This window comes from Kiritimatiellia bacterium (genome assembly GCA_028715905.1).
GTDB lineage: Bacteria > Verrucomicrobiota > Kiritimatiellia > JAAZAB01 > JAAZAB01 > JAQUQV01.
In genome coordinates, this window is sequence record JAQUQV010000033.1 from 1 (window position 1) to 2707 (window position 2707).

The 2707-nt window shown below is 50.7% G+C and carries 5 protein-coding genes; all 5 read left to right on the forward strand.

Annotation, left to right across the window (positions count from 1 at the left end; genetic code table 11):
- Window positions 1–459, forward strand: a 459-nt coding sequence (locus PHP98_07545) for an isoprenylcysteine carboxylmethyltransferase family protein (protein ID MDD5483488.1), incomplete at its 5' end; no start/stop codon positions are given.
- A gap of 206 nt (window positions 460–665) precedes the next feature.
- On the forward strand, window positions 666–803 hold the full coding sequence (locus tag PHP98_07550) for a hypothetical protein (GenBank protein ID MDD5483489.1): 138 nt from the start codon (window positions 666–668) through the stop codon (window positions 801–803).
- Window positions 804–849: 46 nt separating this feature from the next.
- Window positions 850–1983: a hypothetical protein gene (locus tag PHP98_07555; protein ID MDD5483490.1), complete on the forward strand. Its 1134-nt coding sequence runs from the start codon at window positions 850–852 to the stop codon at window positions 1981–1983.
- Window positions 1984–2008: 25 nt separating this feature from the next.
- Window positions 2009–2143, forward strand: a complete 135-nt coding sequence (locus tag PHP98_07560) for a hypothetical protein (GenBank protein MDD5483491.1) — start codon at window positions 2009–2011, stop codon at window positions 2141–2143.
- Window positions 2140–2682: a flavin reductase family protein gene (locus PHP98_07565; GenBank protein ID MDD5483492.1), complete on the forward strand. Its 543-nt coding sequence runs from the start codon at window positions 2140–2142 to the stop codon at window positions 2680–2682. The genes PHP98_07560 and PHP98_07565 overlap by 4 nt, the downstream gene beginning before the upstream one ends.
- Window positions 2683–2707: the final 25 nt, after the last annotated feature.

The window sequence follows — 2707 nt, forward strand, 5'->3', positions numbered from 1 at the left end:
AATAAGATTTTCGGTATTGGTCCCGTTGCCCTATTGATTAGTCTCGTTCTGTTCTTCGTTGCCAGTTGGCTCAACAAGCGAACCAATCTTCCCCCTCTGTTTAACAGCGAGTTCTTCCGGAATACAGTATTCGTTATTACGTGTTTGTTAACACTGGGCATAATCATTTGGAGTATTAAATCTTTGCCAACCGCAGACAGAGGAAACAAACTCTGCACTTCCGGGGCATTCAAGTATGTTCGTCATCCGCTCTACGCCGCATTTTTAACGATATTTAACTTTGGATTAGCCATCTATCTCAACAGTTACATTTTCATTTTTTGGGCGGCACTTTTGCACCCTATATGGCATTGCCTTGTAAGATATGAAGAAAGACTGATGGTTGACATCTTCGGAGCGCCGTATCTTGATTATCAGAAGAATACAGGACGTTTTTTTCCAAAACTATTCGTGCGGTAATTTAAGGCATAGGAATTTTTCCGAAGCCGCGCTGCCCGTGATTTTGATCGTTCGCATGGAAAGCAATGGATTGGAATAGAATACTATCGGCAATTGTCGCACTGGTCTATGTAGGAGGTGCATACGTCGGCGGTGATGCCGGAGCGGCACTGGAGGTCGTTGTAGGTTTGTCTTTGCCAGTGGCGTGCATCTGGTTCGGAGATGAAATGGGAGGCTATCTTGGAATTATTCGCGGACGGGTAATCACGACAAAGTCGCCGGGGATGTTCGTCCGTTTCGGAGGCTGGCTCATTCTGTTGCTTCCGTTGGTAATAGGAACGATCATGTTTCTGAAACACAAGTGACATGGGAAGGTGCGAGCGACTTGCCGCGCGCCGGCTGCCCGTAACCATGGGAGCTTCCAACCACGCCTTTCAGCGCACGGCCGCAAAGCCGACCGCCGTAGAGAGCAATCGTTGTGGCAGGAGCAAGAAAATAATTGCAATAGGCTGGCGAATTTTATATTTTGAACACATGTCAACAAGACGGGAACCGATTGTCGTTTCGCTGTATCAGATCGGGAAACTCGACGTTTTACCCGAGGTCCAAAACTCTGTCGTTTTGGCGAACCAGACGCAACAAGCTTTCCGCTTCGTATTCAAGAACGATGCGTTTCCTCTTCCGGAGACGCTACGTCTTCGCAACGGCGGGTACGACGTTGAATCAGCCGTGCGGTCGTTGATTCGCCGTTGCCGTGGACGAGTTGGCGCGCCGGCCTTCTTTATTACTTCACAACCCTACACCGATCAGGCAAGCCAGGAGGATCCAGACGGCTTGTTCTTCTCAGGGCTTGTTGTTGCGGAAGAGTTAGGAGTCATCAGCACTCATCTCTGGCAGAAGTTGCCGGGCGCCCGGCGCATACAACCCTATATTCTCTTCTGTCTCTCTTCAATCGCATTTGACATTTGTGCTGGTATCAGCGTGCACGATGAGACGCGTGGGTGCCCCTTTGACTACTGCGATAAACCTTCGGACATTGACAAGGCCTTTGATGCGTCTGGCCTCTGCCAGGAGTGCTCCCGCCACATGAACCGCGCCTTGAGAACGGGGCGGGCAACCATTGAGCAAGCTGGCGCGGCCGAAAGGCTGCTGAACCGCGCCGCAGGCAAGAAGCAGGCATTTGTGGCAATGCCCTTCACTCCCGATATGAAGTCTGTCTTTAAAACAATCCGCCGGACTCTTCAAGGTCATGGTTGGAAGGTTGTCAGGGTAGACGAGACGGCGTACCCGCGTAGTATAACCGATGCCGTTATCCATTCCATCCTCGCAAGTAATCTCGTGATTGCCGATATCACCGGAGGCAATCCAAACGTCTTCTACGAGCTGGGCTGGGCTCACGCAACTGATCAGGACGTATTGTTGCTTACACAAGAAGAGAAGATACCGTTTGATGTCACAACCGAACGGGCAATCATCTATACACTCGGGACAAAGGGCATAGCGCGACTGATGAGGCAACTCTTGCAAGCGATCAAGAGGGATTAAAATCAAAACTGATAAAGCAGTTGCCATGATTGCCGAGAAGGGAAGCTCGGTTGTGGCCGACAAAGTCGAGTTCAACAAAAGGGTTGAAGAAAACAGGCGGGATAAACCATCAAATTCACCTTGCGGTTTTACCGGAGGCATGGAGCGGGGGCAAAGATGAAAAAAATGCAGAACAACAAGGTATTCACGCTGCTGGAATCGGGCCCCGTTGTCTTCATCACGACAAATGACGGGGAAAAGAATAATATAATGACCATCTCGTGGACCATGGTGCTGGACTTTACGCCGATATTTGCCATAACCACGGGGCCCTGGAACTATTCCTATGCCGCGCTTCGGAAATCCGGGGAATGCGTAATTGCAATTCCCACCGTGGATTTAATTGATCAGATCGTCGGCGTGGGAACGTGTTCCGGCGCCGACACGGACAAATTTGAAAAATTCGGGCTGACTCCTGTGAAGGCGAAGCACGTCCGGCCGCCGTTGATCAGGGAATGCCTGGCGAATATTGAATGTAAAGTCATTGATATTGTCCGGAAACACAACATCGTTGTCCTCAAAAGCGCCGCGGCTTACTTTGATGGTTCGCGAAAAGAGAAGCGAACCATTCACGCGATCGGCGACGGCACCTTCGTGGTGGATGGGCGCAAGTTGGATAGAAGGGAAATGATGCGGGCCAAGCTTCCGGATGGCGTCTAAGGCGGCGGTCCGTTGTTAACGCTGG

Bases quoted from the DNA above. Each gene is read 5' to 3' on its own strand.
- PHP98_07550 (MDD5483489.1), top strand. From the start codon at position 666: ATGGGAGGCTATCTTGGAATTATTCGCGGACGGGTAATCACGACAAAG.
- PHP98_07555 (MDD5483490.1), top strand. From the start codon at position 850: ATGGGAGCTTCCAACCACGCCTTTCAGCGCACGGCCGCAAAGCCGACC.
- PHP98_07565 (MDD5483492.1), top strand. From the start codon at position 2,140: ATGAAAAAAATGCAGAACAACAAGGTATTCACGCTGCTGGAATCGGGC.
- PHP98_07560 (MDD5483491.1), top strand. From the start codon at position 2,009: ATGATTGCCGAGAAGGGAAGCTCGGTTGTGGCCGACAAAGTCGAGTTC.